This window comes from Gordonibacter pamelaeae 7-10-1-b (assembly GCF_000210055.1).
Lineage (GTDB): Bacteria > Actinomycetota > Coriobacteriia > Coriobacteriales > Eggerthellaceae > Gordonibacter > Gordonibacter pamelaeae.
On record NC_021021.1, the window covers coordinates 3,296,783 to 3,297,809 of the forward strand.

Genomic DNA, 1,027 nt, shown 5'->3' on the forward strand with positions numbered 1-1,027 from the left:
CCCGGGCGCGCCCGGCGCCGAGGCGGCCAGCGTCGTGACCAGCCGGTGGGTGGAGCGGCACGCCTCGCGCCCCGTGTGCATGAGCAGGAAGCAGCCGGTGCCGTACGTGTTCTTCGCCTGCCCCGCCTCGAAGCAGCACTGGCCGAAGAGCGCGGCCTGCTGGTCGCCCGCCACTCCGCGGATGGGCACGCCGCGCACCACGCCGGGGTTCGCCGTCACGCCGTAATCGGCCGACGAGGGGCACACGTCGGGAAGCATCGAGGCGGGTATGCCGAACAGGTCGAGCAGCCACGGGTCCCAGCGCATCTCGTGGATGTCGTAGAGCATGGTGCGGCTGGCGTTCGTGACGTCGGTGGCATGCACCTGCCCGTCCGTGAGCGACCACACGAGCCAGCTGTCCACGGTGCCGAACGCGAGCTTCCCCGCCTCGGCGTCAGCGCGGGCGCCGGGAATGTTGTCCAGCAGCCATTTCACCTTGCTGGCCGAGAAGTAGGCGTCGGGCACGAGGCCGGTGGTGTCCGCGATGCGACGGGCGACGGCCGGGTCGCCGCAGAGCTCCTCCACGATGGGGGCCGTGCGGCGGCACTGCCACACGATGGCGTTGCCCACGGGCCGGCCCGTCTCGCGGTTCCACACGACGGTGGTCTCGCGCTGGTTCGTGATGCCGATGGCATCGATGTCGGCGGGCCCCAGCCCGTGCGACACCGTGAGCTCGGCAAGCGCGCCCAGCTGGGACGACAGGATATCCAGCGGGTCGTGCTCCACCCAGCCCGGCTGCGGGTAGCGCTGCGGGAACGGGTTCTGCACCGCATCGACGACGCGCCCGTCGGCATCGACGAGCATGGCGCGCGACGAGGTGGTGCCCTGGTCGAGCGCTATGACGTAGGCTTTTCGCATGCGTGCTCCTCCATCCACTGTGCGATGTCGGCATAGACCTGGGCGCGGCCGGGCTCGTTGAGTATCTCGTGGCGCATGCCCGGGTAGAGGACCTCGTCCACGCGCCGCACCCCCGCGCCGCGCAGGAGCT

1 protein-coding gene is annotated in these 1,027 nt (G+C 71.2%); it reads right to left on the reverse strand.

Annotation, left to right across the window (positions count from 1 at the left end; genetic code table 11):
* A partial coding sequence (locus tag GPA_RS15155; protein WP_269446294.1) for an FGGY family carbohydrate kinase occupies nucleotides 1–897 on the reverse strand: 897 nt, incomplete at its 3' end.
* Between the last annotated feature and the right edge of the window lie 130 nt (nucleotides 898–1,027).